General features: G+C 56.2%; 29 protein-coding genes and 1 tRNA gene. 20 read left to right on the top strand and 10 right to left on the bottom strand.

The genetic code is table 11. The features are described 5' to 3' along the window. Nucleotides 1-23: 23 nt before the first annotated feature. The 9 genes from SIC15_RS09180 (at nucleotide 24) to SIC15_RS09140 (ending at nucleotide 7,782) form a co-directional block, all read left to right on the top strand. Nucleotides 24-695: an ABC transporter substrate-binding protein gene (locus tag SIC15_RS09180; RefSeq protein WP_412537520.1), complete on the top strand. Its 672-nt coding sequence runs from the start codon at nucleotides 24-26 to the stop codon at nucleotides 693-695. 135 nt (nucleotides 696-830) lie between these two features. Further along, the gene (locus SIC15_RS09175; RefSeq protein ID WP_412537519.1) at nucleotides 831-1,727 is read left to right on the top strand and encodes a branched-chain amino acid ABC transporter permease; all 897 of its coding nucleotides are present in this window, start codon (nucleotides 831-833) and stop codon (nucleotides 1,725-1,727) included. Then, nucleotides 1,727-2,677, top strand: coding sequence for a branched-chain amino acid ABC transporter permease (locus SIC15_RS09170; RefSeq protein ID WP_412537518.1), 951 nt, complete (start codon nucleotides 1,727-1,729; stop codon nucleotides 2,675-2,677). The genes SIC15_RS09175 and SIC15_RS09170 overlap by 1 nt, the downstream gene beginning before the upstream one ends. Further along, nucleotides 2,674-3,477, top strand: coding sequence for an ABC transporter ATP-binding protein (locus SIC15_RS09165; protein WP_069185037.1), 804 nt, complete (start codon nucleotides 2,674-2,676; stop codon nucleotides 3,475-3,477). Before SIC15_RS09170 ends, SIC15_RS09165 begins: the two co-directional genes overlap by 4 nt. Then, a complete protein-coding gene (locus SIC15_RS09160; protein ID WP_069185036.1) occupies nucleotides 3,464-4,120 on the top strand; it encodes an ATP-binding cassette domain-containing protein in 657 nt (218 codons plus the stop codon). Before SIC15_RS09165 ends, SIC15_RS09160 begins: the two co-directional genes overlap by 14 nt. A gap of 9 nt (nucleotides 4,121-4,129) precedes the next feature. Beyond that, a complete protein-coding gene (locus tag SIC15_RS09155) occupies nucleotides 4,130-5,287 on the top strand; it encodes an iron-containing alcohol dehydrogenase (protein ID WP_412537517.1) in 1,158 nt (385 codons plus the stop codon). Between the two features lie 29 nt (nucleotides 5,288-5,316). Continuing rightward, nucleotides 5,317-6,786 (top strand): NAD-dependent succinate-semialdehyde dehydrogenase, encoded by a 1,470-nt coding sequence (locus SIC15_RS09150; RefSeq protein WP_412537516.1) that lies wholly within the window; start codon nucleotides 5,317-5,319, stop codon nucleotides 6,784-6,786. A gap of 72 nt (nucleotides 6,787-6,858) precedes the next feature. After that, complete coding sequence (locus SIC15_RS09145) at nucleotides 6,859-7,299, top strand: acyl-CoA thioesterase (RefSeq protein WP_412537515.1); 441 nt, start codon at nucleotides 6,859-6,861, stop codon at nucleotides 7,297-7,299. 18 nt (nucleotides 7,300-7,317) lie between these two features. Then, nucleotides 7,318-7,782 (top strand): DMT family transporter, encoded by a 465-nt coding sequence (locus tag SIC15_RS09140; protein ID WP_291910449.1) that lies wholly within the window; start codon nucleotides 7,318-7,320, stop codon nucleotides 7,780-7,782. A gap of 77 nt (nucleotides 7,783-7,859) precedes the next feature. Here the strand turns inward: SIC15_RS09140 and SIC15_RS09135 are convergent, their stop codons facing one another. Next, nucleotides 7,860-9,170 carry an MFS transporter gene (locus SIC15_RS09135; protein WP_412537603.1) on the bottom strand — a complete coding sequence of 437 codons (1,311 nt, stop codon included), beginning with the start codon at nucleotides 9,168-9,170 and terminating at the stop codon, nucleotides 7,860-7,862. Between the two features lie 150 nt (nucleotides 9,171-9,320). On the opposite strand from SIC15_RS09135, the gene dmeF reads away from it, so the two are divergent. Continuing rightward, nucleotides 9,321-10,250, top strand: coding sequence for a CDF family Co(II)/Ni(II) efflux transporter DmeF (gene dmeF, locus SIC15_RS09130; RefSeq protein ID WP_412537514.1), 930 nt, complete (start codon nucleotides 9,321-9,323; stop codon nucleotides 10,248-10,250). Between the two features lie 31 nt (nucleotides 10,251-10,281). On the opposite strand, the gene SIC15_RS09125 is transcribed toward dmeF, so the two are convergent. Continuing rightward, complete coding sequence (locus SIC15_RS09125; protein WP_136629953.1) at nucleotides 10,282-10,560, bottom strand: metal-sensing transcriptional repressor; 279 nt, start codon at nucleotides 10,558-10,560, stop codon at nucleotides 10,282-10,284. An 80-nt stretch (nucleotides 10,561-10,640) separates the two neighbouring features. Here SIC15_RS09125 and SIC15_RS09120 point away from each other — a divergent pair, with 80 nt between their 5' ends. From SIC15_RS09120 to SIC15_RS09110, 3 genes are read left to right on the top strand one after another with little or no spacing between them, the layout of a single operon-like run. Continuing rightward, the gene (locus tag SIC15_RS09120) at nucleotides 10,641-11,024 is read left to right on the top strand and encodes a hypothetical protein (protein WP_136629954.1); all 384 of its coding nucleotides are present in this window, start codon (nucleotides 10,641-10,643) and stop codon (nucleotides 11,022-11,024) included. Nucleotides 11,025-11,072: 48 nt separating this feature from the next. After that, nucleotides 11,073-11,807, top strand: coding sequence for a HupE/UreJ family protein (locus SIC15_RS09115; protein ID WP_412537513.1), 735 nt, complete (start codon nucleotides 11,073-11,075; stop codon nucleotides 11,805-11,807). 15 nt (nucleotides 11,808-11,822) lie between these two features. Continuing rightward, on the top strand, nucleotides 11,823-12,518 hold the full coding sequence (locus SIC15_RS09110; protein ID WP_412537512.1) for a hypothetical protein: 696 nt from the start codon (nucleotides 11,823-11,825) through the stop codon (nucleotides 12,516-12,518). 489 nt (nucleotides 12,519-13,007) lie between these two features. Here the strand turns inward: SIC15_RS09110 and SIC15_RS09105 are convergent. Then, nucleotides 13,008-13,098, bottom strand: a tRNA-Ser gene (locus SIC15_RS09105). 205 nt (nucleotides 13,099-13,303) lie between these two features. Here SIC15_RS09105 and SIC15_RS09100 point away from each other — a divergent pair. Both SIC15_RS09100 and SIC15_RS09095 read left to right on the top strand, forming a co-directional pair. After that, nucleotides 13,304-13,834, top strand: a complete 531-nt coding sequence (locus tag SIC15_RS09100; RefSeq protein ID WP_069185030.1) for an isochorismatase family protein — start codon at nucleotides 13,304-13,306, stop codon at nucleotides 13,832-13,834. Between the two features lie 66 nt (nucleotides 13,835-13,900). Beyond that, the gene (locus SIC15_RS09095) at nucleotides 13,901-14,560 is read left to right on the top strand and encodes a cupin domain-containing protein (protein WP_412537511.1); all 660 of its coding nucleotides are present in this window, start codon (nucleotides 13,901-13,903) and stop codon (nucleotides 14,558-14,560) included. Between the two features lie 28 nt (nucleotides 14,561-14,588). On the opposite strand, the gene SIC15_RS09090 is transcribed toward SIC15_RS09095, so the two are convergent. From SIC15_RS09090 to SIC15_RS09065, 6 genes are all read right to left on the bottom strand, one after another. Continuing rightward, on the bottom strand, nucleotides 14,589-14,954 hold the full coding sequence (locus tag SIC15_RS09090) for a hypothetical protein (RefSeq protein ID WP_412537510.1): 366 nt from the start codon (nucleotides 14,952-14,954) through the stop codon (nucleotides 14,589-14,591). Between the two features lie 110 nt (nucleotides 14,955-15,064). Further along, complete coding sequence (locus tag SIC15_RS09085) at nucleotides 15,065-15,964, bottom strand: LysR family transcriptional regulator (RefSeq protein ID WP_069185027.1); 900 nt, start codon at nucleotides 15,962-15,964, stop codon at nucleotides 15,065-15,067. An 18-nt stretch (nucleotides 15,965-15,982) separates the two neighbouring features. Next, entirely contained in the window at nucleotides 15,983-16,600 is a 618-nt protein-coding gene (locus SIC15_RS09080; protein WP_136629469.1) for a flavin reductase family protein, read from the bottom strand. Then, nucleotides 16,600-17,796: an MFS transporter gene (locus SIC15_RS09075; protein ID WP_412537509.1), complete on the bottom strand. Its 1,197-nt coding sequence runs from the start codon at nucleotides 17,794-17,796 to the stop codon at nucleotides 16,600-16,602. Before SIC15_RS09075 ends, SIC15_RS09080 begins: the two co-directional genes overlap by 1 nt. A gap of 3 nt (nucleotides 17,797-17,799) precedes the next feature. Then, nucleotides 17,800-18,627 (bottom strand): CheR family methyltransferase, encoded by an 828-nt coding sequence (locus SIC15_RS09070; protein ID WP_069185024.1) that lies wholly within the window; start codon nucleotides 18,625-18,627, stop codon nucleotides 17,800-17,802. 37 nt (nucleotides 18,628-18,664) lie between these two features. After that, nucleotides 18,665-19,594 carry a chemotaxis protein CheV gene (locus SIC15_RS09065; RefSeq protein ID WP_412537508.1) on the bottom strand — a complete coding sequence of 310 codons (930 nt, stop codon included), beginning with the start codon at nucleotides 19,592-19,594 and terminating at the stop codon, nucleotides 18,665-18,667. A gap of 188 nt (nucleotides 19,595-19,782) precedes the next feature. Here SIC15_RS09065 and flgA point away from each other — a divergent pair, with 188 nt between their 5' ends. The 3 genes from flgA to SIC15_RS09050 all read left to right on the top strand — a co-directional run bounded on the left by flgA (nucleotide 19,783) and on the right by SIC15_RS09050 (nucleotide 21,464). Next, nucleotides 19,783-20,484, top strand: a complete 702-nt coding sequence (flgA, locus tag SIC15_RS09060; RefSeq protein WP_412537507.1) for a flagellar basal body P-ring formation chaperone FlgA — start codon at nucleotides 19,783-19,785, stop codon at nucleotides 20,482-20,484. 175 nt (nucleotides 20,485-20,659) lie between these two features. Next, a complete protein-coding gene (gene flgM / locus SIC15_RS09055; RefSeq protein ID WP_069185021.1) occupies nucleotides 20,660-20,986 on the top strand; it encodes a flagellar biosynthesis anti-sigma factor FlgM in 327 nt (108 codons plus the stop codon). A gap of 7 nt (nucleotides 20,987-20,993) precedes the next feature. Then, nucleotides 20,994-21,464, top strand: coding sequence for a flagella synthesis protein FlgN (locus tag SIC15_RS09050; RefSeq protein ID WP_209397802.1), 471 nt, complete (start codon nucleotides 20,994-20,996; stop codon nucleotides 21,462-21,464). 30 nt (nucleotides 21,465-21,494) lie between these two features. Here the strand turns inward: SIC15_RS09050 and SIC15_RS09045 are convergent, their stop codons facing one another. Then, nucleotides 21,495-22,244, bottom strand: coding sequence for a pilus assembly protein PilB (locus SIC15_RS09045; RefSeq protein ID WP_412537506.1), 750 nt, complete (start codon nucleotides 22,242-22,244; stop codon nucleotides 21,495-21,497). Between the two features lie 218 nt (nucleotides 22,245-22,462). Between SIC15_RS09045 and SIC15_RS09040 the strand changes: the two genes are divergently transcribed. Together SIC15_RS09040 and mnmC are read left to right on the top strand one after the other, a co-directional pair. Next, the gene (locus SIC15_RS09040) at nucleotides 22,463-23,083 is read left to right on the top strand and encodes a peptidylprolyl isomerase (RefSeq protein WP_412537505.1); all 621 of its coding nucleotides are present in this window, start codon (nucleotides 22,463-22,465) and stop codon (nucleotides 23,081-23,083) included. A gap of 4 nt (nucleotides 23,084-23,087) precedes the next feature. Then, the gene (gene mnmC / locus SIC15_RS09035) at nucleotides 23,088-24,971 is read left to right on the top strand and encodes a bifunctional tRNA (5-methylaminomethyl-2-thiouridine)(34)-methyltransferase MnmD/FAD-dependent 5-carboxymethylaminomethyl-2-thiouridine(34) oxidoreductase MnmC (protein WP_412537504.1); all 1,884 of its coding nucleotides are present in this window, start codon (nucleotides 23,088-23,090) and stop codon (nucleotides 24,969-24,971) included. The last annotated feature ends 43 nt before the right edge of the window (nucleotides 24,972-25,014 follow it).

Genomic DNA, 25,014 nt, shown 5'->3' with positions numbered 1-25,014 from the left:
GGCAGCCTGCCAGGGTGGCAGCTTTGCCGTGGAATCAGTGGCAGCTTTCGCGTGGAATGGGTGGCAGGCTTCGTCTGGAATCAGTGGCAACCTTGGTCTGGAATACGCAGGTAAACTCCGCAGACGTAATTCACACCTCTTTCTGGGGCGGTGACACAGACGCGTTCGTACTCCAGGCAGCCGCTCGTGGTCTGCTGGCGGACAACCAGGTTATCTTCACTGCGGGCGAAACAGCGCTCAACAGTCTTGGCGAGCACCTCCCGGACGGCGCCATCATAGGTGCCCGCGGACCGTTCGGTCCGTTTGCTCCAGAGAGCGAACTGAATACCTGGTTCCAGACCGAGTTCACTGAGCGTTTCGGCACGCCGCCCACCTTCCCTGCCTACCACATGGCTCATGCGCTGATTGGCCTCAAGCTGGCCCAGGATAAGGCTGGAGTCGGTGCATCTACTGAAGAGGTGATCACTGCCTTTGAAGGTCTTGAATTTGACGGCCCGGGCGGCCGGGTTGAGATGAGCCGTGGTAACGGTCATCAGGCTGCAACAGAGATGGTCTATGGCCGCCTCAAGCGAGTAGACGGTGAAATCACCTTTACCGACATTACCCGCTACCCGGCAGATTGCGTCAACCCGCCGGAAGGCGCAGAGACCGTAGAGTGGATCAAAGCCGGCATGCCAGGTGCCGAGTGCAACTGAATCCACTGATCTAGCAACATGCTCATCGGGACCACCCGGTCCCGATGAGGCTTTCCAACGATCTTTCACTCCTCCCCGACCGGAAGATGGCCCGGACGGCAGGCGAGGTCTGTGCGAAGCATCGGGAGTCTTACAATGAAACAACTTCTTGCAATACTGGTGGATGGTTCAGTCTATGCCTCATGGCTGTTCATCATTTCTGCCGGTCTCACCCTGATTTACGGGGTCATGCGAATACTCAATATGTCTCATGGCAGCTTTTACGCCCTTGGTGCGTACTCGGGCGCCGCCATGGTTGGCTGGTACTTCTCCACCGGCTCCGTTCCCTGGTTCAGCTTCGTCGCGTTGATCGCTGCCGCTCTTGTCGCCGGTATTTCCGTGGGACTTCTTGTAGAACGCGGTCTCCTTCGCTTCATGTACGGCAGGGATGAAGTCGTAATGATTCTGGTCACCTACGGCGTCCTGCTCATCATGGAAGATGCCATCAAGCTTATATGGGGTGTTGAGCCCTACTTTGCTTACCAGCCCTATACCCTTTTCGGTCGAACCAAGTTCGCCGGTTTATCGTTCGCCAATTACGATTTCATGCTTATCGGCGTGAGCATCTTGATCGGTATCGCCCTCTGGTATGGCCTGAACCGCACCCGCAACGGGAAACTCCTTCGAGTCGTAATTCACGATCGTGAGATAGCCAGCGCACTTGGCATTAACGTCGCGCGAATTTTCACAATTACCTTTTTGATTGGCGCTGGTATCGGTTCTCTAGCTGGTGCTCTCACTGCGCCGGGCCTCTCCGTGGTGCCGGGCATGGGCATTGAAGTGATTGTGCTTGCATTCGCAGTGGTAGTGATTGGCGGCCTTGGCAGTATCACTGGCGCCCTTGTAGGTGCTCTGATCGTTGGCATGGCCCGAGCTACAGCTGTACATCTCTACCCTGATGTCGAGTTGTTCGTTATCTACGCGGTTATGGGGCTTGTGCTGGCATTCCGTCCGCAAGGCCTGTTTGCTGTTGCCAACGCGAGGAAAATCTAATGAAAACGAGATCCCTAGCGCTTTTATCTGTGCTCGGGTTGGCCGTCATTGTTGGTGGCCTCCTGCTACCACAGTGGATGTCTTACCTGTTTACCATTGCCATGGGCAAAGGCCTCGTAGTTCTCGGGCTGGTCCTTCTCATGCGAGCCGGCCTGGTCTCCTTTGGCCAAGGTCTGTATTACTGCGTGGGTGCATACGTTGCGGGCATGCTGACCCAATTTGCAGACGTCACTGACATCCTGGTCATAATGCTCGCCTCGGTTGCCGTCAGCGTTGCCATAGCCGCCATCATCGGCCTGCTACTCTGCCGCTACCGTGAAATCTTCTTCGCCATGTTTTCGATGGCGTTCTCGATGATTCTTTATGGCTTGCTGGTGCGCAACCAGTTCCTTGGATCCACCGATGGTTTTAACGTTGCCAATCCGAGCCTGTTGGGCTGGACGCCGGGTGCAGAAGCTTCATCAGATCTGGTGCTGGTTGTAGCGGTAATCCTTGTAATCACGCTTGGAACCGTTGCATGGCGGTACCTGAAATCGCTTTCCGGTTACGCCGGAGAAGCCGTCAGAGAAAACGAAATCCGGTTGGAGTACTTGGGCGGCTCTGTGTTCCGCGTGGTGTATGTGAAGTACATAATCGCGGCGGCTTTGGCGGCTATTGGTGGCACCATTACCGCTTTGGTAAGCGGTCACGTTGATCCGGAGATGGCGTACTGGACCACTTCCGGGGAGTTTGTGTTTATCGCTCTGATGGGCGGTACTGCTCATGTCGCGGCACCACTGGTTGCAGCTGTTCTGTTTGAGGCCTTGCGCACCTATGCGTTCGCCGTTGCCCCATACACCTGGCAAATGATTCTTGGCTTTGCCCTGTTGGCAATCATTATTTTCATGCCTTCTGGTCTGTGGTCACTGGTCGAACGCTTCCAGAACAAGAGAGCGGGGAAAACGTCATGAGCGCTTTGCTGAAAACTGTAAACCTGGAACGAACTTTTGGTGCCGTAACTGCAGCGACTGACATCAATGTCGAACTGAATTCCGGCGAAGTCGTTGGCGTCATCGGTTCCAATGGCGCCGGCAAAACTACCTTCATTAATATGGTGACTGGCTATATTCAACCCTCCGGTGGCGACATTCTCGTGCGCGGCCAATCCATCATCGGGAAATCCCCCAGGGACGTCTCGCTGGCCGGCGTAGGGCGCTCCTTTCAGGTGCCTCAACTATTCCAGGAATTAACGGTTCTGGAGAACATGCTGATTGCGTTCGGTTTCTCAGTCGATCGCAAGTTGAGTTTTCTGAAGCCCCTTAGGTCCAAAGAAAAAGTCGAAAAAGCCCGAGCGGTACTGCGCGAGTACGAAATTGAGCAGTATGCGGAGGAGGTCGTATCCACTCTGCCCCAGGGGGTTCGCAAGCTGTTGGACATTGCCATGGCAATGCTCGCTGAACCCGGGCTGATGCTGTTGGATGAGCCTACCTCAGGCGTTGCCATCGAAGACAAATTCCTGCTCATGGATACCGTAATGGCAGCGGTTCGGAAAAGTGACGCTGCAACAATGTTCGTGGAACACGACATGGAGGTTGTTTTGCGTTACGCCGACCGGGTCCTCGCGTTCTACGACGGCCGGGTTCTTGCGGACGGTCCGACCCAAACCGTTCTGTCTGACCCCAAGGTGCAGGAATTGGTGGTGGGGCATCACCTCGATCTTGGCGAAAACGAGTCCAACACCAGCAAGGAGCCTGATCATGCTAGAACTTAAGAATGTCACGACGGAGATTGCCGGTACCACTATTCTCCGGGACGTTAGCTTTTCCGTCAGCAAGGGCTCCATGGTTGGTCTGATCGGACGCAACGGCGCGGGAAAAACCACCTCTCTCCGATCGATTATGGGTCTTATCAAGCCAAAAGCGGGCCAGATAGTGATCAATGGCGAGGACATGACCAATCAGGGTTCTTTTGAGCGAGCGGGCATGTCCATTGGCTACATGCCAGAGGATCGTCGTCTGGTACCAGATCTTACGGTCGAGGAAAATATCATGGCGCCAGCATGGGCCTGCCAACTCGTTAACGCAGAGGCCAGACTTGCCTGGATCTATGAAATGATGCCAGAGGTGGAGTCCTTCTCCGATCGCCGAGCGCTCCAGTTATCTGGCGGCCAACAAAAGCTCGTTGCCCTGGCCCGAGCAATGATGACTGGAACCAACTTGTTGCTACTGGACGAGCCGTTTGAGGGGGTGGCACCGGCACTCTCAAGACGGCTCGCCAGCGTCTTGAGCACACTCAAAGATGAAGGCCTGACTGTGTTACTTTCAGAATCGGACCAATCCCATTCCGCAGATCTTGTCGACAAAGCCTTTCAGATTGAGCGTGGAAGCGTCGAACCGATTGCGTCGCTGACCTAGGAGGAAGAAATGTCTGCATTTACGTTTAACACAACCAAAAGCGTTATTTGCGAACCCGGCGCGATTAAGCGCCTCGGGGAAATCGTAAAAGAACAAATGGGTAAAAAGGTACTGCTCGTTACGGATCCCGGCCTGATCAAAGCAGGACTGCTCGATAGAGCGACAAGATCCCTCAACGAGGCAGGCGTGGAATACACGCTATTCGATGGCGTGGTTGCCGACCCCCCTGTATCGGTCGTGGAAGCAGCGTTAGCCGACGCGCGAGAAGCAGCGGTGGATGGGGTCATTGGGTTTGGTGGCGGTTCATCCATGGATGTTGCCAAACTGATTGCGCTTCTGATTGGCGGCGGAGAAAGGCTTGACGACGTTTACGGTGTTGGACAGGCCAAAGGCACACGATTGCCCCTGATTCAGATTCCAACGACAGCAGGAACAGGCTCAGAGGTCACCCCGATCTCAATCATTACCGTTGGTGAAACCGAGAAGAAAGGTGTTGTTGCACCTCAACTGCTTCCCGACATTGCTCTTTTGGACGCGGAATTGACCCTCGGGCTTCCTGCTCACGTGACCGCGGCTACCGGAATTGATGCCATGGTTCATGCAATCGAAAGCTATACCTCAGCTTCCGCAAACAACAATCCGGTTTCCAAGGCACTCGCTCGCGAAGCCCTACGCTTGCTTGGAGCCAATATCGAGTCAGCCGTGAAAGACGGAACCGATGTCAGGGCTCGCTCTGACATGCTGCTGGGTGCCATGCTGGCCGGCCAGGCATTTGCCAATTCGCCCGTAGCGGCAGTGCATGCCCTGGCCTACCCGATCGGCGGAATTTTCCATGTACCCCACGGACTGTCCAACGCATTGGTGCTCCCTCACGTGATGCGCTTTAACACCGAGACCTGCGGCGAAGCCTATGCCGTTCTGGCGACCGATGTCTTCCCGGATCTGGCTGCTACCCCCAGCGATCAGAGGGTCAATCAGTTCATCGACCGCCTCGAGGCGCTTAGTGCTGACCTGGGGCTGGAGCAAACTCTGCGTGAGGTCGGGATTGGGGAGGCAGATCTGGCCACCCTGGCGTCGGATGCCATGAAGCAAACTCGGCTGCTTGTGAACAACCCCAGGGAAGTGTCTGAAACGGATGCCCTGGCAATCTACAAGGCCGCTTTCTGATTCGGCCATAGCATTGATTGAGGTTACTCATGTCTCTTGAATTAACGAATCGCGGACTTCTGCGCGAACAGGCTTACATCAATGGCCAATGGATAATGGCCAATTCGGGGAAAACGTTTGCCGTGACCAATCCTGCCAACGGTGATCAGTTGGCAACGGTACCTGACATGGATGATACCGATACCCGTGCAGCCATCGAGGCGGCAGAAGCCGCCTGGCCTGCATGGCGTTCCACCCCGGCCAAAGAGCGCGCGGGTATTCTGCGCAAATGGTTCGATCTGCTCATGGCCAACCAAGAGGATCTTGCTCGCCTGATGACCGCTGAACAAGGGAAACCTTTGGCGGAATCCCGAGGCGAGGTCGGTTACGGCGCAAGCTTTATTGAATGGTTCGCCGAGGAAGCCAAACGAGCCTACGGCGATGTCATACCGGGGCATGCAAAAGACAAGCGCATCGTTGTTATCAAACAGCCGGTGGGCGTAGTCGCTGCCATCACACCGTGGAACTTTCCGATTGCGATGATTACTCGCAAAGTCGCGCCGGCACTCGCAGCCGGCTGTCCAGTGGTGGTAAAGCCAGCTGAAGATACTCCTCTTTCGGCCTTGGCAATCACCGCACTTGCCGAAGAAGCAGGCGTTCCACCCGGTCTGATCAATATTGTTACCTGTTCCAAACCGAACGCCGTTGCCGTGGGTGGAGAACTGACTGGTAATCCCATTGTGCGTAAGGTCTCGTTCACCGGATCCACCCCGGTTGGCAAGTTGCTCATGCGACAAGCCAGCGAATCGGTTAAAAAAGTCAGCCTCGAATTGGGCGGCAACGCTCCCTTCATTGTCTTCGACGATGCGGACCTTGATGCGGCCGTAGCCGGGTTGATGGCGTCAAAGTACCGGAATACGGGCCAGACTTGCGTTTGCGCCAACCGGGTTTACGTTCAGGCCGGCGTTTATGACGCTTTCACCGAAAAGCTGAAGGCTGCCGTCAGCAAAATGGTAGTTGGTCCGGGTCTTGAAGGCGAAACCCAGCAGGGTCCGCTGATCAACGACGCTGCGCTAGACAAGGTCAAACGGCACATTGAAGACGCTACATCGAAGGGGGCCAAGGTAGTTTTGGGTGGACAGCCCCATGCCCTGGGAGGCACTTTCTTCCAACCCACAATTCTCACTCATGCGACCCAGGACATGCTTATCGCCCGCGAGGAGACGTTCGGGCCCGTTGCGCCCCTGTTCAGGTTTGAAACCGATGACGAGGCCATCTCGATGGCAAATGATTCCGAGTTCGGTTTGTCAGCCTATTTCTACAGCCGTGACATTCATCGGGTGTGGCGCGTAGCGGAAGAACTCGAATCAGGAATGATTGGAGTCAACGAAGGCATCATCTCGACGGAAGTAGCCCCATTTGGAGGGGTGAAGGAGAGCGGTCTCGGGCGGGAAGGTTCCCACTACGGTCTGGACGAGTACATGGAGCTCAAGTACCTGTGTCTTGGCGGTATGAAATAGCCCCTCAACTTCGCGAGGGCGTCCCGCTATCAGGAACAGGGGCGCCCCCGGTTCTACTCTTGGAGGAATAAAATGAACCGGCAAGACTTCACGGTTTTCTACCCCGTATACACCCGGTGGATGGATAATGACGTATACGGGCATGTGAACAACGTTACCTATTACTCCTATTTCGACTCAACGATCAATCGTTACCTGATTGAGCATGGTGGGCTCGATATTCACTCGTCCAAGATCGTGGGCTATGTCGTAAGCTCATCCTGCCAATTCCGGCGTCCCGTTGCCTATCCAGATTCAATTTCTGTCGGTCTCAGGGTCTCAAAGCTTGGAAACAGTTCAGTCACTTATGAGCTGGCTGTTTTCCGCGAATCAGAAGAAGAAGCCGCAGCCCATGGTCAGGTGGTGCATGTTTTCGTGGATCGTGACCAGAATTGCTCGGTACCTATTCCTGAACAAATTCGGGACTGTCTTGAAGAAATCCTGCCCGCCCAGGCTAGTGCGGCAGAAACTTGAATGTCCCTTAGGATAAAAATGAACAGTTCATTCGTCTATGCCCTGCTCATGTTGATCGCAGGTATCGGAATACCCGTGATGGCAACGCTCAACGGAGGACTCGGCGCGAGACTTCAGAGCCCAGCCCTGGCCGCAACGATCCTCTTTTTCGTTGCCCTGGTTTTAGCGATTTCTTATTTGGTCACCACGGAGGGGCTTCCCGACAAGCTTTTCCCGGCAAATGTCCCGGTGTACTTCTATTTCGGCGGTTTTTTTGTTCTCTTTTACATCCTGACCATCACCTGGGTAGCGCCTCGCTTTGGCATATCCAACGCTATTGCTTTCGTTTTGCTGGGACAACTCATCGCGATGAGTCTCATCGACCACTTTGGTTTGATGGGCGTGCAAAAATTCACCATGAGCCTTAAGAGGCTTACTGGACTGGGAGTGATGACAATTGGCGTTTTCCTGGTGCTGAACAAAGTACCGGGCGGGGTCAGGTAGAGAGCTGATGTCCGCTCTTTAGTCCGGCCAATGACGGCTATAAACAAAAGCGGACATTGGCAGCATCCCATGCAATCTCAATCCGGCCATTTGGGATGCAGGCTATCAATGACGTAGTGGTGACGGTGAACTCCCGAGTTGGAGGCGCTTGCAACATGAGGATGGTCGCCTGGCAGGTCGTCGTGATTGTGAGAGCACTCTAACGGATCAACAGAGGGCCATACCTTCAACGCAAGAATTAGCCCTCCAAGAGCAAGTCCCAGCAGTACCAACAGAGTAATGGTCATCCCCGCAGTAGATCCCAGCCAGCCGGCTAAGGGATAGGCGAACAGCCATCCGGCATGAGATAACGAGAACTGGGCAGCGAACAGAGCTGGTCTGTCATGAGTATGCGATGACCGCGTTAGGACCCTGCCGATAGGGGTTTGAACGGTCGAAAAACCAACGCCTAACCAAGCCCAAACGGGCAACAGCCATTCCAGAGAGCCGGCCGGCAGCGCGAGAACCAACCCAAAAACAAGAATTCCGCCTCCCGTGAGCATAACTCGCCGGTCCTGCCAGCGCTTCAAGAGAGCCGGTAACGCCAATGCAGCCAACATGGAACCAGCGCCAAACGCGGCAAAAGCCATGGCTGTGTGCTGCTCAGTTAGGCCGAAGCGTCCCTGCACCAGCACAACCGTATTCACGATCACCATGGCTCCCGCAAGACTGACCACCAGGTTCAGAGCCATCACCCCACGGAGGCGAGGAGTTGCCATGAAAATTTTGAATCCGGCCTTTGCTCGATCATAAACGCCGCGACGTTTCTCTGATTTGGTCCTCGGTGGCAAAGCAACCGACACTACAAGCAAGGCTGATGCGATAAACCCGATCACCGTGCCCGAAAACAACGCCTGCCAGCTGGTAGCAAGCAGAATCAACGCCGCGAGTGCCGGGCTTATAAGGTTTTCCAGATCGTATGCCAGCCGGGAAAGCGACAGCGCCTTGGTATACTCGTCCTCATCCGGGAGAGTATCTGGAATCGTGGACTGAAAGGTTGGTGTAAAGGCCGCCGAGGCGGACTGAAGGACGGCAATTAACACGTACACTTCCCAGACTTCGGTAACGAAAGGCAAAGCCAGCGCCGTCGCTGCCCGAACCACATCCAGTGAGACCAGCAGAGCGCGACGAGGTATGTTCTCTGCCAGGGCCGACGCCAGCGGGGCTATCAAGACATAAGCGACCATTTTTATCGCCATGGCGGTGCCGAGCACCTGTCCCGCCTGATCTCCGGCCAGGTCAAACGCCAGCAGGCTTAATGCCACCGTCGCCAGCCCGGTACCCAGCAATGCAACTACCTGTGCCAGGAACAAATGGCGATAGGTTCGGTGCCTCAGAATTTCAAGCATGGCTTCACCAGTGAAAGCATAAGCAGCAGAAAGGTTGTGGTAGAAATCTGACTCCAGTAGCATTCCATGCTATCCCCCCAGGGGGGATAGATCAAAACTGAGATTTTGCCTACAGGTCTACCAACCATCAGCCTCGCCGGGAAAACTGTTATGCACCATGAACGACTCGACCATTGGCAACATAATCACGTCTTTGGTCAGGATCAGAAGCGCTCTGGCGAAACCCGTACACTCATTGTGGTGGGCCTGACACTGGCGATGATGGTCTGGGAAATCCTGGCCGGAATCGTTTATGGCTCAATGGCGTTGCTGGCCGATGGCCTACACATGGGGTCCCACGCAGTGGCTCTGGGCATTGCGGCCTTCGCCTACGCGTATGCCAGGAAAAACGCGGGCAACCACCGTTTCTCTTTCGGCACAGGAAAGGTCAATGCGCTGGGTGGCTTTACTGGAGCAATCCTGCTGGCTGTCTTTGCGCTCTACATGGTCATCGAGAGCGTGGGGCGTTTTATCCAGCCTGTTCCCATTTCTTTCGATAGGGCTATTTTCGTGGCCATCATTGGCCTAGTGGTCAACGGGGTGTCAGCTTGGATACTGGGGGATGCAGGCCATGAGCATGGTCACAGTCACGGGCACGATCATGGTCACCACCATCATCACCATGACCACAACCGCCGGGCCGCCTACCTGCATGTGCTTGCGGATGCGCTGACGTCAGTCCTTGCAATTGTTGCCCTTCTGGCGGGTAAATATGCCGGGTGGAACTGGATGGACCCGATGATGGGGATTATTGGTGCGTTTCTGGTCACCAAGTGGTCCTGGCACTTGTTGAAAGACACTTCCAAGATCCTTCTCGACGAGCAGCACCAGGACATGGAGGAAACTGTCAGGCAAGCCGTCGAAGTCGACGATGCCAAGGTCAGCGATTTGCATGTGTGGGCGATAGGCCCAAACATTCACGCGGCCATTGTCTCAATCGTCTCGCATCAGCCAAAATCACCGACAGTCTATAAAGAGCGCATTCAGGCTCGCTGCCGGTCCCTGGTCCACGTGACGGTAGAGACTCTTCGGTGTGATTAACAATGAGATCGAAGAGTCGAAACGAACGAACTCAAAGGTAACGGGCGATGGCCTTAAACTCATCGACACGGCGCTGCTGCTCCGGCTCCAGCGGCCCGATGGCATCGTCCAGGCAATGCTCGATATGGTCCTGTACCAACACGCGCTTGGCTTGTTGAATGGCTTTTTCCACCGCGTGAAGCTGCTGGGCCAGTTCCAGGCAGGGCTTTCCCTGGTCAATCATGCCAATCACGCTTTCAAGATGGCCGTTCGCTCGCTTCAAGCGTTTGATAATATTCGGATGAGATTGATGCGTGTGATCATTTACCATGTTTAATTCCTATCCCCCATGGGGGGATGGTATCCTCTGTTTTCGTTGAAATCCAACCACAAGCTCGACGATTTAAATCGATGATTTCGGCCATTCACCAAAGAAAACTGCTTCCAACGCTGGTCATGCTGTTCGCATTGGCGGGCCTGTCACTGTCGGTGATTGGCGAGTCGTTCTCTCACGGTGTGGCCGAGATAGCGGGCGACTGGGAGTTTCAGTCGGATGGCCACCATGGCAGTCACAGTGGACACGGACACAGTCACGATTTCGACGAAGAACCAGAGTCACCTTCACTGCATCACGATGCGGGGAATCACACCCACGAGACCGTGGACCAGCTGAGGATTCCATTCGTTTCCCAAAGCCCGACCGTTTTCCGGCAGACCATTCCATTTGTCGGAGGTTCTCCCCGCAGTTTGCGCTATCGGCTCGAACGCCCACCAAAAGGCTCCCTTTCCACTTGATTCCTGCCGCTGGAGCGGCCCTAGAAAACAAATGTGATTGGAGTCTTTATGTTGTCAAGTTTGCTTGACGGTTGCCGTGGCGTGTCCTCGTCGGGCACCGGCAGTCGTCTGTTATGGATATTTCTGACCCTGGGCTTGCTGGGAATGAGTACGGATGTGCTCGCCCACGCAGTCGCCCAGGGCGACAAGGGGTACATCCAGGAAATTACCGGTGTAAACCTCATCGCCTTCACCTATCTCGGGGCCAAACACATGGTCACCGGCTATGACCACCTGCTGTTCTTGCTGGGTGTCATTTTCTTCCTCTACAAGATGAAGCACATCGCCATCTACGTGAGCCTGTTTGCCCTCGGGCATTCCACAACGATGTTGCTCGGGGTGTACTTCAACGTGGGCATCAATAGCTACATCATTGATGCGATCATCGGTCTGTCCATCGTGTACAAGGCCCTGGACAACATCGGTGCCTATCAGCGCTGGTTTGGCTTCCAGCCCAATACCAAGGCCGCCACGCTGATTTTCGGGTTCTTCCACGGTTTCGGTCTCTCCACGAAGATCATCGAGTACGACATCTCGCCGGACGGCCTGATTCCGAACCTCCTCGCCTTCAACGTGGGCGTGGAAATCGGACAGCTCATCGTCCTTGCCATGATCCTGATTGCGATCAGTTTCTGGCGGAAGACCGACGGCTTTTTCCGGCACGCCTACACCGCCAACGTGGCCATGATGAGTGCAGGTTTCCTGCTTTTTGGCTATCAGCTCACCGGTTACTTTGTCGCTTAATTCTGGAGATTCCCTATGTACAACACCGATATACCCAACCGTGAAGAACTGCCCAGCACTGCCAAGTTGATTCGATCAACCATTATTGCAGCCATTGTGGCACTGGTCCTGCTGGTTACCGTGGTCATGCCCGCCGAGTACGCTCTGGACCCGACTGGCGCGGGCCGACTACTGGGATTGACCGAAATGGGCGAAATCAAGGAACAACTCGCCGAAGAAGCCGCGGCTGACGAGGCTGCCCAGATGGTTGCGGTGAACTCCTCGGCTGACCAGACGGCTGCGGAAGTCTCGGAACCAGTCATGGCTGAAGCCGTTGAGGAACCAGCGCCCGCATCGGAAGCGGAGGTTGCGCCTGCGGAGCCAGAGCCGGCGCCTGAACCCGAAATTGCCGAACCCCAGTGGCAGGATGAAGTGCGCGTTGTTCTCACTCCGGGAGAGGGCACCGAATTCAAACTTACAATGGAGGAAGGCGCGGTAGCCCGGTTCTCCTGGGTGTCTGAGGGTGGCCCGATCAACTTTGATACCCACGGTGATGGAGGCGGCCAGTCCATTTCCTATGAGAAAGGCCGGGGCGTACCGGAAGATGAAGGCGAGCTGGAAGCAGCCTTTACCGGCAATCATGGCTGGTTCTTCAGAAACCGGAACGACAATGACATTACTCTGGTACTTCGCACTGGAGGAGACTACGGGCAGTTGAAGAAGATGTTGTGATTAGCCACTGAGTGTTGTGACGAAATCCGGGCCTGTGCCTGCAAAGGCCCGGATTTCGTATGCGGCCATGTCGAACCTGATCGAGCCACTCGGAGTAAACGCCAAACCAGTTTAAACTGCATTGAAGTCCAAAAAAGTGATCGCGACGAGCACCTCTCAATGTTCGCTTTGCGACCTTAGCAAACATTCACGGTCCGCGGGTATCCACCCTATCATGAGCACATTCTGGCTCAAGAAACTGATCAACCGGTACTAAACCCTATCAGCGAGAGAATGAAAGGCTGATTTTCTGACTGAAAATTAGCGCTTTGGTATGGCAAATAGGGAGGGATTATTCGGGCCTGCGGCCCTCACCCCTTCGGGGCCGTCGTCGCTTTGCTCCGACGTTCCTCAGCCCGCTTTGCAGGCTTCGGTCGAACCCGCGAGGGTTCTTTCTACCCTGCCAATCAGCCAATAAAAAACCCCAGCATTTCTGCTGGGGTTTTATATTGGCGGAGAGGGAGGGATTCGAACCCTCGAAACGCTATTAACGTTTACACACTTTCCAGGCGTGCGCCTTCAGCCACTCGGCCACCTCTCCAATAAACTGTTTCAAATCAGCGATGTCGTCGCTCATTTGAGGGCGCAAACTTTAATGGTTTTATGGGCGGTTGGCAACTCCCTGGCGGAAAATCGTCGAAAAAATTACTGCCTGGGCGGTTTTGTGTTTACCGGTTGAACAGATTCAGGGCTATCGTTAACACAATGCCGACAGGAATCATCAAAGCAATCGGGAGATAATAAAAATGCTGATGAAAGCCGAGCAATCGACACTGGTGCTCATCGATGTTCAGGAGAAGCTGATGCCCGCCATCAGCCACGGTGATGAAGTGGTGGACCGGTGCATCGTTCTGGCCACCATTGCCGGGCTTATGGAGGTTCCTGTGTTGGGAACCGAGCAATTGCCTGACAAGCTTGGGCATAACGTTGAAGCCATTCGGGAACTGTGTAACACGACTCTGGCCAAGCACCATTTTGATGCCTGCCCGGATGGTCTTGTTGATCAGCTACCCGAGGGCCGACAGCACATTGTCATAGGCGGTTGCGAGACCCATGTCTGTATGATGCAGACCGCTCTGAGCCTGATTGATGCGGGTTACAAGGTCTGGGTGGTGGCGGATGCGACCGGGTCCCGTAACGAATTTGATCGCGATGTAGCGCTGGATCGCCTCAGCGAGAGCGGCGCCAGGATCGTAACGCTTGAAATGGTGGCGTTCGAGTGGATGCGCCATTGCAAGCATCCGCAATTCCGGAACATCCAGGCCCTGATCAAATAGAGGCATCCACTGTGCGGCCGCATTCGTAGACAATGGCTTCAGGCACAGGTGGTTTCGAGGTTCACAATGCTCAATATGGACTTTTCCAAGAAGGTTGTCGTTCGCACCACCGAGGAGGATTGGGTTCCCAGCCCCGCGGGAGGTGTTCTGAGAAAGCCCCTGGCCCGTGAGGAGGCCGAACGTGGGCATGCCACCAGCGTCGTCCGATACGAGCCCGGAGCCTCCTTCCAGCGACACGAGCACCCCTTGGGCGAGGAGATCCTGGTGCTGGAAGGCGTGTTTTCCGACGAGACCGGCGATTATCCGGCCGGCACCTATTTGCGCAATCCGCCCGGCAGCGGACACGCCCCATTCAGCAAGGAAGGTTGCACCCTTTTGGTCAAACTTCATCAGTTCGATGAACGTGACCGGTCGACGGTGCGCATCGACACCCGCAATACACCGTGGCTCCCGGGTATCGGAGGGCTAGAGGTAATGCCTCTTCATGAGTTCGAGCACGAGCACGTCGCCCTGGTGAAGTGGCCGGCCAAGGAGGTCTTTCAGCCCCATCGGCACTTCGGCGGTGAGGAAATTTTTGTGCTGTCCGGAGAATTCTGTGACGAGCATGGGCGCTATCCCGCCGGCACCTGGATTCGCAGCCCGCATATGAGTCAGCATCACCCGTTCGTGGACGAGGAAACGATTATCTGGGTAAAAACCGGGCATCTACCGATCGAAGCGCATTAAAAAAGGGCCCCGGAGGGCCCTGAAGAGGCTAAGAGATCGCTGTGCGTTGCCAGTTGTGCCTGCTGAATGCGTCGTTGCTTGCGCCCTCTGACACCGGACTGAATAGTGCCTCTTCGTCCGCAGGGACCGCAAACACGTGATACGCCTCAGGGCCAAATGGATCCAGAGCGGTGTCGACATACTCGAAACTGTCTGGCACGGGTTCACCCGAGAAAGCGACACGGAACTGGCGATCCAGGGTCGGTGTGATCACGCTCAGGGGCTGCTCTACCCAAAGGTAAACGGCCTTGTGGGGCACGATGTATTCGCTGCGCACCACCCTGTAACCCTCTTTGAGCGTGAGCGTGGTCGGCTCCTTGCCCGGTTCCAGACGGAATTTGTGGATGGTTTTCATAGCTGCTGCTCCTCTTCGGGTTGCTGCCTTTCACAACTCCATCATGGACAGGAACAGGAATCGATAAAATAAGCTTTTGTGAGCTTTTAACTTCGACATTTTCGATGTACTTAGGCTTCTCTGCTGTCAGCATGCGCCTCAACGATCGCCCGAACACCCTCGTGGGCAGTTTTTCGGCCCCGGGTGATGGCAAACAACTCATCCATTACCTCATCGATTGAGGCAATCTGCTCTACCTCATACTGACGACACACCTCCTCACGGATTGATGTTGGTGCGGCAAAAACGCCATAGCCCTGGCTGCCGAACACTTTGATCAGGGCGCTATCGTCGACACGGGCAACGAGTTTCATGCGGACCCCGTTCAGGGAGAACCAGTTCATCAACCGCTCGAAGTAAGGGGCGTCGGTGGCGTTGGCCAGCAGCGGCTGGCCATTGAGGGATTCCGGAAACCCTTTCCTCAGCTTTTTCGCGAGCTTCGGTGCGGCATACAGACTCATGCTGGACCCCGAAAGGGGATGCACTGTGAGGTTGCCATCTTCTTGCAGTTTCGGCATGCGGTCAGTCAGCACAAGGTCCAGCTCCTTGCGCTTCAGGCTCAGCACCAGGTCCTCGGTCCGGCCCGTCTGGCATTCCAGCTGAACGGAGCGCTCACCTGCCATGGCCGGTTGCAGCAGGTAATAGGCAATCAATTTGTGAATGGAAGCCGATACGCCGGCGCGCAGGGTCAAGGGACGCTCGGAAGGATCAAGCCGGAGGGTCTCAGCAAGCTCGCCAGTCAGTGCGAAAATATCATCGGCGTAGCCGAGAATCAGCCGGCCAAGGTCCGTGAGAATAAGCTTGCGTCTCTCCCGGGAAAACAGGCGACCACCCACCGACGCTTCAAACGTCGCCAACTGGCCGCTGAGCGTCTGCGGAGCCAGTTCCAGGACCTCGCTGGCGCGCGCGATCGACCCTTCCCTACTGATCACCCAGAAATAATACAGGTGGCGAAGATTCAGCTGTTCCATGGATCTGTCCTGTCAGCGTCAGGAGGGCCGCGGAATTTTGAGAATCTCACCGAAGGTGACATATTCGCTCCCACCCAGGCGGCCAATGGCATCAATCGCAGCGCCGTCGAAGGTCAGACGATTCTTGTCATCGTAACGGGCCGCAGCATCCGATACCCAAACCCGGGTAACCTTCCCGAATACCAGCGACTGCGGCGCTGCACCAATTTCCTTGATGTCATAAAGCTCGCAGGCAAAGGCGACGTGACAGTCCTTGAGCCGCGGCAAGCCTGTACCCTCGAAATCCACCAGCTCCAGATCAAGATTTTTGAGCTCCGATTCGCCATGGGGCAGCGTTCGTGAGGATTCCGTAACGGCGGCGGCGAGATCCCGATGGGCGATGTGAACCACAAAATGCTTTCTTGCCTCAATATTGACCCGGGTGTCCTTGGAAACACCCTCGGCCGGCTTTTTACCAACCGAAATCATCAGCAGGGGTGGATTGCTGGTAATGGGCGTGAAAAAAGAGAACGGCGCCAGATTGAAGTCGCCGTCCGGATTTTCACTCAGCACCCAGGCCACCGGTCGGGGGATAACCGTCTGGGTCAGGATGTGGTAGGCGTCCTTCGGATCCATACCCTCGAAATCTATCAGCATTATTCTCTCCCTTTGACGGCGGCTTCGGGCGCTCGTTCGCGCAACAGCCACAGAGTCATCAACAATCCGTGAATTATGAGGAATGGCACTGCAACCATAACCAGGCCGCCCCACCCCAGCCAGCTCAGAATAGCGCCGGCAGACAGCGCAGCGGTGGCCTGGGAGCCAAAGACCATCATGTCGTTCAGACCCTGAACCCGGAAACGTTCGGTATCCCGGTACCCCCGGGGCAGCAGCGTTGTGCCGCCAACAAAAAGAAAATTCCAACCGACACCCAGTAACAGAAGGGCTGAAAGATAATGATGAAAACTCACGCCACTGGCCGCCAGGCCGATGCAGCCCAAATACGCCAGCAATCCCGCGGCCATCATCAGCGGTATGCCCACAACTCGGGTCAGCCAGCCGCTGATCAGCGAGGGTAAATACATAGCCATGATATGAAGCTGAATCACGCGCTTGGCGTCGTCCAGATCATGCCCGGCCATCTCGGTCATACTCAGCGGCGTTGCTGTCATTATGAAACTCATCACCGCATAGCCAATGGCGGCCGCACTGATGGCGGCCCAAACCAGTGGGTTGCCGAGAATTTCCCGCAAGGGACGCCCTCCGCCAGGCCGCGTTTCCTGTACTCGCTCAGCGCCGGCCCGGTAGCCAGCACCAAGAATCAACAGGGCTGCGGCCTGAACCACGGCGAGCCCAACCCAACTGATCAGAAACGGATACTTCTCGGCTGCGCCGCTTCCCAGCCCCGCCACTTCGGGCCCGAGCCAGGCCGCGACCAGACCACCCAGCAGCACACGGGCGGCGGCAGAGCCGGCCATACCCGGTGCCACGGATTCCATGGCGGCAAACCGGTATTGGTGAACGACCGCAAGGCCGGTACCACCGACCACAGCCGCCAGACACAGCAGTGAAAACTGGCCGGACCAGGAGGCCAACGCTCCGAGAAGTCCGGCGAGGATGCCCATGACCGCACCGAGCAGCATCACGCGCTTGCGCCCGATGCGTTCCATCAACGAGGTTGCCGGTTTGATGGCCAGTACAGTACCGACCACCACCAGACCTACGGGAAGCGTTGCATATTCAGGCGCTGGAGCCAGCAATCGTCCCTGTATGCTGCCGATAAACACAATAAAAGGCGCGGTGCACATGGCGAGCGCCTGGGCAGCAACCAGGACCCAGACATTAAGGGGCATGGGCTACTTTTTCCTGTAGATGATTCCGGGATGGCACTGCACCATCTCGTAGAGGTGAGGCAAACCGTTCAGCGATTCGGAGGCACCCAGAACGAGGTAGCCGCCGGGATTCAGGGTGGCGTGCATCCGGGTAAGGATGTCCTTCTTGAGATCTGCGGAAAAATAGATCAAAACATTCCGGCACATCACGATGTCGAACTTGCCGAGCATGTAGCGCTCAAGCAGGTTCAATTCCTTGAACTCCACCATACTCCGGATTTGCGGCTTGATTTGCCAGCCGCCGTTCAGGGACGGGGTGAAGAACTGCTTTTGTCGCTCCGGTGACAGGCCCCGGCCAATGGCGATCATCTCGTATTCACCCTTGCGGGCGACTTCCAGAACGCTTTTGGAGATATCCGTGGCCGTGATTTTCACGTCGCGAAGCTTCCCGGGCCTCGCACGCCGGAATTCTTCCACGATCATGGCGATGGAGTAGGGTTCCTGACCTGTTGAGCAGGCCGCCGACCAGATACGAAGGGGTTGGGCGGTTTTGCGCTCAGCGAACTCGGGGAGCAGTTTTTCCTGGAGAATCCGGAAAGGGTGATTGTCGCGGAACCACAGAGTTTCATTGGTGGTCATCGCATCGATGACCACCTCCTTCAGGCCGCCCCGCCCGGGACGCTTGAGGCGATCAAGGAGTTCACCCAGGGTATTCAGACTGTTCTCTTCGAGAATCCTGCGCAGCCTGCTTTTTACCAGGTACTGTTTGTTCTCGCCGAGTAAAATCCCACAGGCATCCTGCAGGAACGATTTGAAGGCTTCATATTCCTGTGGCGTTATTTCCGCTTTCATTGGATCTCTGTTCTGAGTGAATCTTCGAGCGGCGCCATCAACCCTGGTCGATGATCTCCATTACCCGCTCCGCCAGCTCGTCCGGACTGAACTTTGCCATAAAGTCGTCGGCCCCGACCTTCTTCACCATCGCCTGATTGAACACACCACTGAGGGAGGTGTGGAGCATGACAAACATGTCTGCAAGGGCCGGGTCACCTTTCACCTTGGTGACCAGGGTATAACCATCCATTTCCGGCATCTCGACATCGGAGATAATCAAAGAGAAATGATCCCGCGCCTTTGTACCGTCAGAAGTCACCTCCTTCAGGTATTCGAACGCCTGCTTGCCGTCGTTCTTTGTGATGACTTCCATCCCGATGGCAGTCAGGCAGCGCTCGATCTGCCGACGGGCCACTGAGGAGTCGTCCACGACCAGCACCGGGAGATGCCCCGGGACGCGATCCGCACTCTTGCTCAGAACCGCCTCGGTAACATCCTCACCAAGCGGAGAAACTTCTGCAAGAATCTTCTCTACATCAATGATTTCGACCAGCTTATCATCAATCTTGGTAACAGCGGTAAGGTACACATCGCGCCCTGCTCCCTTGGGCGGAGGCAGAATGTCTTCCCAGTTCATGTTCATGATCCGGTCGACGCCGGTGACCAGGAAACCCTGTGTCTTGCGATTGTACTCGGTAATGATGACAAAGCTGGTAGCCAGCTCTTCCTGAGGAATGCCGGGCAAGCCAATGGCCATGCTCAGGTCAATGATGGGGATGGTCTCACCGCGGCTGTGAGCGACGCCACGAACAACAGGCCGACTGTTTGGCAGTGACGACAGTTTCGGACACTGCAGTACTTCTTTCACCTTGAAGACGTTGATCCCATAGATCTGCCTCCCCCTTAAGCGGAAAAGAAGGAGCTCCAGGCGATTCTGCCCTACCAACTGGGTTCGCTGGTTAACACTGTCCAATACCCCTGCCATTTGGATTCTCCTGGCCTGCCGGAATTACAACGGCATATATCTTGCTGGTCACTGAATAATAGCGTGATTGACGGAAACCCGTCATATCAGCGGCGGATTAGCCCGTTTAACGGCCACTGCCATCGAATCCTTAGCCGGATTCGGGCTTTTCTGCCTTGTTGTTGACAGCATAGGACAAACTGCTACGTATGCGCACCACCAAATTCGCTCTGATACTGCTAATGTCTTGCTTGAGCGCCCCGCTGCTGGCTGACACAACCGCTGAACAGATTCGCCAGGCAACACTGGAATTTCTTGACGGCTTCGCCAGAGAACAGGCCGCAGAAGGCTACACCGTATCCTTTGAACCGGGCTCCATCGACGACCGACTTGCACTCGCGGAATGCGAGAAGCCGTTGAGTGTCGAATTCAGTGGCGATCCCTGGAAAAGCACCAGCCCTTCCATGCAGGTGGCCTGCGAAGGATCAAGGCCCTGGCGGATGTTTGTGACGGCTTCCGTTTCCATCCACGGGCCGGCCCTTGTGGCGGCAAGACCGCTGACAAGGGGAGAACGGGTAACCGAAGGCCTCGTGACCAAGCAGTCCGTTGAAATCAATGCCTCCCGGCGCGGCGTCATTACCGACGCGCAACAGGCCATTGGCATGGAAGTGCGCCGGTCGGTCAACGCAGGCTCGCTGATCACGCCGGATATGCTCTCCGCGCCAAATGCCGTGGAACGGGGCGACCATGTTATCATCACCGCCAAAACGGGCGGATTCTCAGTGCGTTCGCGCGGGAAGGCCCTTGCCAGCGCAGGGGTTGGCGAACAGGTTCTGGTTGAGAATCTGCGATCCTCCCGCACGATCAAGGCCAGCGTTGTTGCGCCAGGTCATGTCGAAATCCCGATGTAAGCCCGCCTCGGCATGAGCTTGCCGGTGCGGCAAATCCCTGCCGGAAACCCGGTAGAAAAAAGAGACGAAAAAACTACTGAAAATTACTAAAGGTTTTCGCGGCCCCGCCGTTAAGAAGACATAAACTCGAGTAAGCGCTGCATTCACGTGGCGCGACAGGCAAGCAGGTACAGATATGTCAGTTGACTTAAATGGAATTGGCCCCGGCCAGGTCAACACCCAGAGAACCACGGCCGACAAGAGCGCCGGCACCCAGAATACCCAGCCGGCGACCAACGAACAGGCGAAAACCCAGGCCCAGGGTGCCCGGGGCGAGAACGTCAGCCTGAGCAATCAGGCCAAGAATCTCAAACAGCTTGAACAGAAGTTGGGCGATTATCCGGAAATGGATGACGACCGCATCGAACAGATCCGCTCCGCCCTGGAGAACGGAACCTACAAGATTGACGCCGAGAAACTGGCCCAGAAAATGCTTGAGATGGATGAAAGCATTTTCGGGTGAGTAAACCATGGCCGCAATCGATGATCTGAAGACCCTTCTTTCCCAGGATGTCAGTCAGCTGGAGACGCTGGCTGATATTCTCGAAAAAGAAAAGACATGCCTTGCCAGTTCCGACCTCCGCCAGCTGGAAACTCTGACCAAAGAAAAAAACGAGCTTCTGGGTGCCGTTCGCGAACGCGCCAAACAGAAAATCCGGACATTGGTCCAGATGGGATACCGCCCGGAAAGTGGCGAGCCTTCCCGTTTTATCCGCAGCGCCGGTTTTTCTGAGCTGTTCCAGCTCTGGCAGGAAGCGGATCAGAAACTCCGGGCCTGTCAGACGCTGAACCAGACCAACGGTCGGGTGATCAGCCATTTGCAAAAACGCCTGTCCCGGCTTACCGACATCTTCCGTGGCGCCACCGGTCAGCAAAAGCTGTACGGTGCCCAGGGCCAGCAGACCACAGTTTCCAGCAGCACAGTGCTTGCCAGCGCCTGAGCAGGGCCCTGGCAAGCAACGCTTTTTACTTCATCGGGTATAGATTGTCATCTGGGAGTCCGGATGGAAACGGATGTCGTGGATACTCACGTTACCCATTGAGGCACCCTGGCTACCGCTGACCCGGATATTGTCCATGCGGATTTCCTCGATGCGCTCGGGGAACGCAAGCATCAAGGCGCCATCCTCCCTCACCCGATAGCGGGGTTCCCCCTCGCGGTAGTGGACACCGGAAATGGTCAGGTCCGAGTCGAGAAAGTTGAGGACCGGTACAAAAATATTGGCGGTAAGTTTCAGCCCCTCGATAACATCCGGGGATCCGTCTGCGCCCTGTTCGCCGTCACCCGCCGGATTCTCAACCATATCGCGTACAATACCGATACGCTCGAGCAGGTTCGGGTCTCCCTGACCTGAGACGGCCGCCAGCTCAGTCTCGCTCAATGGAGCGAGATTACCGCAGTCATACAATTCACCAGCCTCCAACGATGCCTGGGACGCTTCGGCCGAATTGCTCGCCGCAAAGGTGACCAGGGGCTGGAATGGCAGCGTTACCGCTGTGACGAGCGCCGCAGCGTTGCGATACCGGGACTGGTGCTTGAGGACCCGGTGAAGTTCTTTTTCGCTGATCCAGCCAGCCTGGATGAACACCTCACCCAGGCGCTGTCCGGTTTCGCGCTGGAGCTTCAGGCCCTCATCCAGTTGTTTCTCGGACAGGTAGCCGCGATTAACAAGCAGCCGCCCGAGGCGTGACTTTTCTTCAAATCCCTGACGGATTCTCACCCAGTGTCTCCTTTTGAACAGTGAAAACCGTACAACCCGGCCCGGCTAATGTGATCCATGATTTCCGATACCCGGAATGTTAGACGATCACAACGCAATGTGCGTGGATACAGTCATCGTTTTACCATCCCCTTCTGGTAAGATCTGGCACCTGATAACAGAATTCGCTGAATTGTCGCAGCTAAAACGCCTGCGCATAACAAAGAGAGCGGTTGCAAATGACAAACTTGGTAAAACCCCTGAAAACTGTGACACCCGTACTGCTGATGGCTCTCGCCTTGCTGGTGCCGGCCTCCTGGGCAATGGCCCAGACCAATGAGCAGCCCGCCAACGAGCCACTGCCAATGGTTCGCATGGTGACCAGCGAGGGCGTAATCGAGCTCCAGCTGCGACCGGATGTCGCCCCGGATACGGTTGCCAATTTCCTGCAGTACGCCCGGGAAGGTTTCTTCGACGGCACCATTTTTCACCGCGTTATCCCCGGATTCATGATCCAGGGCGGCGGGTTTACCGAGGAGCTGTCCCGGAAATCGACCCGCGCCCCGATCCGCAATGAAGCCACAAAAACCCTGCCGAACCTTCGTGGAACCATTGCCATGGCGCGAACCAGTGCGCCGGATTCTGCAACGTCACAGTTCTTTATCAATCTTACGGACAACGGGTTTCTGAATGCCGGCGTCCGCGGCCCGGGCTATGCGGTTTTTGGCAAGGTCACCCAGGGCATGGGTGTTGTCGATGCCATCGCCCGCAAACAGACCACCCGGAAACAGGGCATGGCCGACGTGCCGGTGGAACCTGTGACCATCGAAACCGTCACCGTGGTTGAATCCGAAGGCTGACACCGTGAACCGGCCATTGCAGCCCCCTGCGATCGAGCCAGCTGAACTGGTCTGGCACGACGGGGTCCCGGAATCAAAGCGGTTTGGCGATGTTTACTTCAGCCGGGACAACGGCCTGGAGGAAACCCGCCACGTTTTTCTGCAGCATAACCAGTTGCCGGAGCGCTTCTCGCAGATTCCCCGGGGCGGGAGCTTTGCTATTGCCGAAAGCGGTTTCGGAACCGGCCTGAACTTTCTGGCAGCCTGGCAGGCCTGGCGCCACCATGCGCCAACCCATGCTGCTACCCTGCATTTTGTCTCGGTGGAACGTTTCCCACTCACTCGGGAAGACCTGACTCGTGCCCTCGCTTTGTGGCCCGAGTTAAAGGTGCTCGCTGACGAACTGCTTCTGCATTACCCACCTCTGGTGCGAGGGGTTCACCGACTGGTTCTTGACGGTGGGCGGGTTCGACTGACGCTGTTTTTCGGCGACATCAATGACGCCTGGGAAGCCCTGGATTTTAAAGCCGACGCCTGGTTTCTGGACGGCTTTGCTCCGGCCCGCAATCCGGACATGTGGCTGGAGAACACCATCCGCCTGGTTCGTGCCCATAGCAAGCCGGGCACAACGCTGGCTACCTTCACTTCCGTCGGTCGGATCCGTCGGGCTTTCCTCGAGGCCGGATTCCACATGGAGAAAACCTCAGGGTACGGCCGCAAGCGGGAAATGCTGAAGGGAGTACTTGAGGCGTCGGCCCGGGCTGAACCCGAACAACCCGGGACCATCGCCATCATCGGGGCGGGCATTGCAGGTTGCACGCTGGCACGAAATCTCGCCGAGCGGGGTCTGTCCGTCACACTCGTTGATTCCCATGGGCCGGGGAATGGCGCGTCCGGAAACGCCCAGGGCGCCCTGTACGTAAAACTGGGAGTTGAGTTCAACGACCAGACCGAACTGGCCCTCACGGCCCTGACCTTTGCCCAGCGCTTTTACAACAACTGGCGCAACCAGTACTGGCATCCGACTGGCCTGCTGCAGTTGGCCCACAGCCCCCGGGAAGAGGGCCGACAGGCGAAATTTCTCGATCGAAACGAATACCCCGGGGATATTCTATGGCCGGTGAACCGGGATCAGGCCAGCGAACTTGCCGGCGTTCCGACGCAAACAGGCGGTCTCTGGTTTCCCGGCAGTGGCTGGCTCGAGCCGGGAAACCTGTGCAAAGCACTGACTGACCACCCGCTGATATCGACCGAGTTCGGTGCCACCGTCAGCGGGCTCCGGCCCTGCAACGGGCAATGGCACATATCCATGGAAGACGGATCGCCCATCGTGGCCGACCGCGTGGCCATCTGCTCGGGTCATCTCAGCCCGGAACTCATTCCGACAGAGGGACGCTTTCGCCTGAAAGCAATACGGGGCCAGGTTTCGCACCTTCCGACACCAGCCATTATCAGCCCCAAGGCCGTTATCTGTGGTAACCGGTACCTGAATCCGACGCTCGGTGAGATCGCCGTGACCGGAGCCACCTTTGATCTTCGCGACAACAACCCGTTGCCGACGATCGAAAGCCATAACGAAAACATGCAGGAACTCGGCTCAATGCTGCCGTCCCTGTTTTCTTCCACAAGCGAAAAACCCGGTGGCGCGGATCTGGACGGCCGGGTCGCCTTTCGATGCACCACACACGATTACCAGCCCGTCGCCGGCCCGGTATTCGATGGCGAAAGCGCTTCTCTGGATGGACTCTTTCTATTCACCGGCCTCGGCAGCAAAGGCCTGACCTACGCTCCGCTGCTGGCCGAGTATCTGGCGGACCAACTGACCGGGCAGCCTGCCTGCCTCCCGGCGAACCTCGTCAGACGGCTGGAAACACGGCGTCTGTACCAGACTGATATGGCGGTTTCGTAATAAACTACTTCTGAAGTTTCCGGTCAGACTGCCGTTAACCGTG

Source organism: Marinobacter sp. MIT932201 (genome assembly GCF_047123295.1).
Taxonomy (GTDB): domain Bacteria; phylum Pseudomonadota; class Gammaproteobacteria; order Pseudomonadales; family Oleiphilaceae; genus Marinobacter; species Marinobacter salsuginis.
The sequence above is the reverse complement of the archived record's forward strand: the minus strand, read 5'-3'. Positions and strand labels throughout refer to the sequence as shown.

Excerpts from the sequence above, each read along its gene's own strand:
- SIC15_RS09175 (WP_412537519.1), top strand. The coding sequence starts at position 831 with ATGAAACAACTTCTTGCAATACTGGTGGATGGTTCAGTCTATGCCTCA.
- SIC15_RS09170 (WP_412537518.1), top strand. The coding sequence starts at position 1,727 with ATGAAAACGAGATCCCTAGCGCTTTTATCTGTGCTCGGGTTGGCCGTC.
- SIC15_RS09165 (WP_069185037.1), top strand. The coding sequence starts at position 2,674 with ATGAGCGCTTTGCTGAAAACTGTAAACCTGGAACGAACTTTTGGTGCC.
- SIC15_RS09160 (WP_069185036.1), top strand. The coding sequence starts at position 3,464 with ATGCTAGAACTTAAGAATGTCACGACGGAGATTGCCGGTACCACTATT.
- SIC15_RS09155 (WP_412537517.1), top strand. The coding sequence starts at position 4,130 with ATGTCTGCATTTACGTTTAACACAACCAAAAGCGTTATTTGCGAACCC.
- SIC15_RS09150 (WP_412537516.1), top strand. The coding sequence starts at position 5,317 with ATGTCTCTTGAATTAACGAATCGCGGACTTCTGCGCGAACAGGCTTAC.
- SIC15_RS09145 (WP_412537515.1), top strand. The coding sequence starts at position 6,859 with ATGAACCGGCAAGACTTCACGGTTTTCTACCCCGTATACACCCGGTGG.
- SIC15_RS09140 (WP_291910449.1), top strand. The coding sequence starts at position 7,318 with ATGAACAGTTCATTCGTCTATGCCCTGCTCATGTTGATCGCAGGTATC.
- SIC15_RS09135 (WP_412537603.1), bottom strand. The coding sequence starts at position 9,170 with ATGCTTGAAATTCTGAGGCACCGAACCTATCGCCATTTGTTCCTGGCA.
- dmeF (WP_412537514.1), top strand. The coding sequence starts at position 9,321 with ATGCACCATGAACGACTCGACCATTGGCAACATAATCACGTCTTTGGT.
- SIC15_RS09125 (WP_136629953.1), bottom strand. The coding sequence starts at position 10,560 with ATGGTAAATGATCACACGCATCAATCTCATCCGAATATTATCAAACGC.
- SIC15_RS09120 (WP_136629954.1), top strand. The coding sequence starts at position 10,641 with ATGATTTCGGCCATTCACCAAAGAAAACTGCTTCCAACGCTGGTCATG.
- SIC15_RS09115 (WP_412537513.1), top strand. The coding sequence starts at position 11,073 with ATGTTGTCAAGTTTGCTTGACGGTTGCCGTGGCGTGTCCTCGTCGGGC.
- SIC15_RS09110 (WP_412537512.1), top strand. The coding sequence starts at position 11,823 with ATGTACAACACCGATATACCCAACCGTGAAGAACTGCCCAGCACTGCC.
- SIC15_RS09100 (WP_069185030.1), top strand. The coding sequence starts at position 13,304 with ATGCTGATGAAAGCCGAGCAATCGACACTGGTGCTCATCGATGTTCAG.
- SIC15_RS09095 (WP_412537511.1), top strand. The coding sequence starts at position 13,901 with ATGCTCAATATGGACTTTTCCAAGAAGGTTGTCGTTCGCACCACCGAG.
- SIC15_RS09090 (WP_412537510.1), bottom strand. The coding sequence starts at position 14,954 with ATGAAAACCATCCACAAATTCCGTCTGGAACCGGGCAAGGAGCCGACC.
- SIC15_RS09085 (WP_069185027.1), bottom strand. The coding sequence starts at position 15,964 with ATGGAACAGCTGAATCTTCGCCACCTGTATTATTTCTGGGTGATCAGT.
- SIC15_RS09080 (WP_136629469.1), bottom strand. The coding sequence starts at position 16,600 with ATGCTGATAGATTTCGAGGGTATGGATCCGAAGGACGCCTACCACATC.
- SIC15_RS09075 (WP_412537509.1), bottom strand. The coding sequence starts at position 17,796 with ATGCCCCTTAATGTCTGGGTCCTGGTTGCTGCCCAGGCGCTCGCCATG.
- SIC15_RS09070 (WP_069185024.1), bottom strand. The coding sequence starts at position 18,627 with ATGAAAGCGGAAATAACGCCACAGGAATATGAAGCCTTCAAATCGTTC.
- SIC15_RS09065 (WP_412537508.1), bottom strand. The coding sequence starts at position 19,594 with ATGGCAGGGGTATTGGACAGTGTTAACCAGCGAACCCAGTTGGTAGGG.
- flgA (WP_412537507.1), top strand. The coding sequence starts at position 19,783 with ATGCGCACCACCAAATTCGCTCTGATACTGCTAATGTCTTGCTTGAGC.
- flgM (WP_069185021.1), top strand. The coding sequence starts at position 20,660 with ATGTCAGTTGACTTAAATGGAATTGGCCCCGGCCAGGTCAACACCCAG.
- SIC15_RS09050 (WP_209397802.1), top strand. The coding sequence starts at position 20,994 with ATGGCCGCAATCGATGATCTGAAGACCCTTCTTTCCCAGGATGTCAGT.
- SIC15_RS09040 (WP_412537505.1), top strand. The coding sequence starts at position 22,463 with ATGACAAACTTGGTAAAACCCCTGAAAACTGTGACACCCGTACTGCTG.